Source organism: Streptomyces sp. x-19, assembly GCF_046549115.1.
GTDB lineage: Bacteria > Actinomycetota > Actinomycetes > Streptomycetales > Streptomycetaceae > Streptomyces > Streptomyces albulus_C.
Map to the genome: position 1 here is coordinate 1 of NZ_JAJPWK010000069.1, position 5,927 is coordinate 5,927.

At 71.3% G+C, this 5,927-nt stretch carries 1 protein-coding gene; it reads left to right on the plus strand.

Annotated features, from left to right (window positions below; genetic code table 11):
• Positions 1-5,927 (plus strand): beta-ketoacyl synthase N-terminal-like domain-containing protein (locus ACLJT4_RS42040; RefSeq protein WP_411130419.1); only part of this gene is annotated, 5,927 nt, incomplete at both ends.

Consider the following 5,927-nt stretch of genomic DNA (forward strand, 5'->3'; position numbering starts at 1 on the left):
GTTGTTGGGGGTGGAGCAGGGGTTGGCGTTGTTCGACGCTGCCTTGGCGACGGGTGGTTCGGCTCTGGTGCCGGTGCGTCTGGATGTGACGGCGCTGCGCAATCAGCCCACCGTCCCGCCCGTCCTCTGCGGCCTGGTCAAGGCACCCGTCCGCCGCACCGCAGCGACCACCGCCCTCGCCCCCGGCGCGGACACCGGACTCGCCCAACGACTCGCCCCACTCGACCACGCCCAACGACACGACGCACTGCTCGCCCTCGTCCGCAGCAGCGCCGCGCTCGTCCTCGGCCACACCGACGGCGACGCCATCGACCCCGAACGCGCCTTCCGGGACCTGGGTTTCGACTCCCTGACGGCCGTCGAACTCCGCAACCGCCTGCGCACCGCCACCGGCCTGCACCTCTCGGCCACCATGGTCTTCGACCACCCCACCCTGACCGCCCTGGCCGATCACTTGCAGACCGAGTTGTTCGGTTCTGTGGAGGCTGAGGTGCGGGAGGTGGTTCCGGGACTGGTGTCGTTGGCGGATGATCCGGTCGTGGTGGTGGGGATGGCCTGCCGGTATCCGGGTGGGGTGGGGTCTCCGGAGGACCTGTGGCGTCTGGTGGGTGAGGGCGCTGATGCGATCGGTGACTTCCCGACCAACCGTGGCTGGGACGTCGAGTCCCTCTACCACCCCGATCCCGACCACCTCGGTACGTCCTACACCCGCTCTGGCGGTTTCCTGCATGAGGCGGGGGAGTTTGATCCTGGTTTCTTCGGGATGAGTCCGCGGGAGGCGTTGGCGACCGATTCGCAGCAGCGGTTGCTTCTGGAATCGTCCTGGGAGGCGGTCGAGCGGGCCGGCATCGACCCGTTGAGCCTGCGGGGCAGCGCGACAGGCGTCTTCGCCGGTGTCATGTACGGGGACTACGGGAGCATCCTCGGAGGTAAGGAGTTCGAGGGGTTCCAGGGCCAGGGCAGCGCCGGCAGCGTCGCTTCCGGCCGGGTTTCGTACAGTCTGGGTCTCGAAGGTCCGGCGGTGACGGTGGACACGGCGTGTTCGTCGTCGTTGGTGGCGTTGCACTGGGCGGCGCAGGCGTTGCGGGCGGGGGAGTGCTCGTTGGCGTTGGCCGGTGGTGTGACGGTGATGTCCACGCCCAGTACGTTCGTGGAGTTCTCGCGGCAGCGGGGTCTGGCCCCCGACGGCCGTTCCAAGGCGTTCGCCGAGGCGGCGGACGGTGTCGGCTGGTCCGAGGGCGTCGGCATGCTGGTGCTGGAGCGTCAGTCGGACGCGGTCCGCAACGGTCACGAGATCCTGGCGGTGGTGCGCGGTTCGGCGGTCAATCAGGATGGTGCCTCGAACGGCCTGACGGCGCCCAACGGTCCGTCCCAACAGCGGGTGATCCGCCAGGCGTTGGCCAGCGGTGGTCTCTCTGCCGGTGATGTCGACGTGGTCGAGGCGCACGGTACCGGTACGACGCTCGGTGACCCGATCGAGGCCCAGGCGCTGCTGGCCACTTATGGGCAGGACCGTGCCGTTGAACGTCCGTTGCTGTTGGGTTCGGTGAAGTCCAACATCGGTCACACGCAGGCCGCGGCCGGTGTCGCGGGCGTCATCAAGATGGTGTTGGCGATGCGGCATGGTGTGGTGCCGCGGACGCTGCACGTCGACGCCCCGTCCTCGCACGTGGACTGGAGCACCGGAGCGGTCGAGCTGCTGACGGACGAGACGGCGTGGCCGGAGACGGGCCGGGCCCGGCGCGCCGGTGTCTCCTCATTCGGGATCAGCGGCACCAACGCCCACGTCATCCTCGAACACCCGGCACCCGTCGAGCCCGCGGACGGCGCGCCGAGCGAGTCCGAGCCCGGTGTCGTCCCGCTACCGCTGTCCGGAAAATCGCCCGAGGCACTGCGTGACCAGGCCGAACGCCTCCTACTCACCCTGAGCGAGGAGCCCGGCCTGCGCCCGCTCGACCTCGGATACTCATTGGCCACGACGCGCTCGGCGTTCGACCACCGCGCGGTGGTACTGGCGACCGACCACGCCGATGCGGCCCGCACGCTGACGGCGATCGCTACCGGTGCCCCAGACGCTGCCGCCGTCGTCGGTCATGCCCGTGCGGGGCGTCACGCGATCCTCTTCTCGGGGCAGGGATCCCAAAGCCTCGGTATGGGAAGCGAGTTGTACGGCCGGTTCCCGGTGTTCGCGGAGGCGTTGAACGAGGTCGTTGACGGTCTGGATGCTGAACTGTCCGGGCAGGTCGGGTTGCGGGAGGTGATGTGGGGTGATGATGCCGATCGGTTGAATGAGACGGGTTGGGCGCAGCCGGCGTTGTTCGCTGTGGAAGTCGCCCTGTTCCGGTTGGTGGAGAGTTGGGGTGTGCGGCCGGATTTTGTGGCCGGTCACTCGATCGGTGAGATTGCGGCGGCGCATGTCGCGGGTGTGTTGTCGTTGGCGGATGCGTGCCGTTTGGTGGCGGCTCGTGCTCGGTTGATGCAGGCGCTTCCGTCGGGCGGTGCGATGATCGCCGTCCAGGCCACGGAGGACGAGGTCCTCCCGCACCTTACGGACGACCTGGCGATTGCCGCGATCAACGGGCCCACCTCCGTCGTCCTCTCCGGTAGTGAGAGCGCGGTCCTGGCCGCGGCGGAGCGGCTCGCGGCGGACGGTCGGAAGACGACCCGGTTGCGGGTTTCGCACGCGTTCCACTCGCCGCTGATGGAGCCGATGTTGGACGACTTCCGCACCGTCGCGGAGGGCCTTTCCTACGCGGCGCCGTCCCTCCCCGTGGTGTCGAACCTGACGGGTGAACTGGCCTCGTCTGAAGAACTGGGCTCGGCCGAGTACTGGGTGCGGCACGTCCGCGAGGCGGTCCGTTTCGCCGACGGCGTCCGTACCCTCGCCGACCACGGCGCCACCACCTTCCTGGAACTCGGCCCGGACGGCGTCCTCTCCGCGCTGACCCAGCAAACGCTGACCGCCGACCCCGACACCGACCCCGACACCGATACTGACACCGAGGCCGATTCCGGCGCCGACATCGTCACCGTCCCGGTCCTCCGCAAGGACCGGGACGAAGAGACCGCCGCACTCAGCGCACTCGCTCACCTCCACGTGGCAGGGGCTCGCATCGACTGGTCGGCGTTCTTCGCCGGCACCGGCGCCGCCCGCGTCGACCTGCCGACGTACGCCTTCCAACACGTCACCTACTGGCCCACCGGCACCCCGTCCACCGCGCACGCCGCGGCCGTCGGCGTCACCGCCGCCGAACACCCGCTGCTCAACGGTTCGGTCGAACTCGCCGACGACGAGGGGGTGTTGTTCACCGGGCGGCTGTCGCTGCAGACGCATCCGTGGCTGGCCGACCACACCGTGATGGGCCAGGCACTGCTCCCGGGGACCGCCCTGCTGGAGTTGGCGTTCCGGGCGGGCGACGAGGTCGGTTGTGACCGCGTCGAGGAACTGACCCTGGCCGCGCCGCTGGCCCTTCCCGAACGCGGGGCCGTGCGGACCCAGGTCCGGGTCGGCGTCGCCGACGACGCCGGCCGCCGCACCGTCACCGTGCACTCCCGGCCCGAGCACGCGACCGACGCGTCCTGGACCGCCCACGCCACCGGCACCCTGACGACCACCAGCGGTGCCACCCCCGCCGGCTCACCCTTCGACGCCACGGCCTGGCCGCCGGCCGACGCCGCCCCCCTCGACACGGCCGACTGCTACGCCCGCTTCACCGCGCTCGGTTTCGGCTACGGACCGGTCTTCCAGGGCCTGCGTGCCGCCTGGCGCGCCGGTGACGTGGTTTACGCCGAGGTGGCCCTGCCGGATGCCGCCGGGGACGCCGCGGCCGACTTCGGTCTGCACCCCGCACTCCTGGACGCAGCCCTGCACGCCGCCCTCGTCGCCCACGACGGAGACGAGAGCAACGGGGGACTCCCGTTCTCCTGGGAGGGCGCCACCCTCCACGCCACGGGCGCCACGGCACTGCGCGTCCGGCTGACCCCGACGGGCGACGACGGGCGGTCCGTGGCCCTCGCCGTCGCCGACACCACCGGCCGGCTCGTCGCCGTCATCGACAACCTCGTGTCCCGCCGCGTGTCCGGCGCCCAGTTGACCGGCGCCACGGGCCTCGTCCGGGACGCCCTGTTCACCCTGGACTGGACGCCGGTGGCCGAGGGCGCTGCCGGCCCGGCGACGCACGACGGCCAAGGAACCCAGGACGCCCTTCGCGAGCCGGCCGCCGTCGCGCTCATCGGGACGGGCGACGCCGGCCTGGCAACCGACCTCACCGCCGCCGGGATCCGCACCACCACGCACCCCGACCTGGCCGCCCTCGCCGCGGACGACGCGCAGGTCCCGAACACGGTCCTGGTCCCCCTCACCTCAACCGCAACCGCCGCCGGAAGCGTCACCACGACGGACACCGCCTCCGGAACCGCAACGGGAACCGGAACCGCTTCCCCGGTCGAGGCCGCCCACGCCCTGACCGCCGCCGCCCTCGCACTCGTCCAGGAATGGCTCGGACAAGAACGCTTCGCCGGCTCCCGCCTGGTGTTCGTCACGACCGGCGCGGTGGCCGCCGGTGACGCCGACGTCACGGACCTGGGCGCCGCCGCGGTCTGGGGCCTGATCCGCTCCGCCCAGTCCGAGACGCCGGGCGCCTTCGTCCTCATCGACCGCGACCCCGCCCCGGCCGGCACGCACGACCGCAGTGCCGCTGCCGCCGACCGGGGACGCCTGCTGGCCCGGGCGCTGCACACCGAGGAACCGCAGCTCACGCTGCGCGACGGCAGCGTGCTCGCCGGTCGCCTGGCCCGCGTCGGTGCGGACGCCGCGCTCACCCCGCCGGCCGAACGTGCCTGGCGACTCGACAGCACGGCCAAGGGCAGTCTCAACGGCCTCGCCCTCACCCCGTACCCGGCGGCGCTGGCTCCGCTGACCGGCCACGAGGTCCGCATCGAGGTCCGGGCCGCGGGCCTGAACTTCCGGGACGTGCTGAACGCGCTCGGCATGTATCCGGGTGACGCCGGGCTGTTCGGTTCGGAGGCGGCCGGTGTGGTCGTCGAGGTCGGGCCGCAGGTCACCGGTTTCGCTCCGGGCGACCGCGTCATGGGCATGATCACCGGCAGCTTCGGGTCCCTCGCCGTGGACGACGCCCGCCGCCTCACCCACCTGCCCGATGACTGGTCCTGGGAGACGGGCGCCTCCGTTCCGTTGGTGTTCCTGACGGCCTATTACGCGCTGACGGAGTTGGGCGGGTTGCGGGCGGGGGAGAAGGTGCTGGTGCATGCCGGTGCCGGTGGCGTCGGTATGGCCGCGGTGCAGATCGCCCGCCATTTCGGTGCCGAGGTGTTCGCGACGGCGAGTGAAGGCAAGTGGGAGGTGTTGCGGGGGCTCGGCGTGGCCGAGGACCACCTCGCCTCGTCCCGGACCCTCGACTTCGCCACCGCCTTCGCCGGGACCGCCGGGGATGGCGGCCTTGACGTCGTCCTCAACTCCCTCGCCGGTGAGTTCGTCGACGCCTCGATGGGGCTGCTCGGCACCGGCGGACGGTTCCTGGAGATGGGCAAGACCGACATCCGCGAGGCCGACACGATCCCGGACGGCCTGTCCTACCAGTCCTTCGACCTCGCCTGGGTGGCGCCGGAGACCATCGGCACCATGCTGGCCGAGCTGATGGAGCTCTTCCGCACCGGCGCCCTGCGGCCCCTCCCCGTCCGCACCTGGGACGTTCGGCACGCCAAGGACGCCTTCCGGTACATGAGCATGGCCAAGCACACCGGCAAGCTCGTGCTCACCCTGCCCCGCAGCTGGCACCCCGACGGGACGGTGTGGGTGACGGGTGGGACGGGTGGTTTGGGTGGTGTGTTGGCTCGGCATTTGGTGCGGTCGTGTGGGGTGCGTCGTTTGTTGTTGTCCAGTCGTTCTGGTGTGGCGGGTGGTGGTG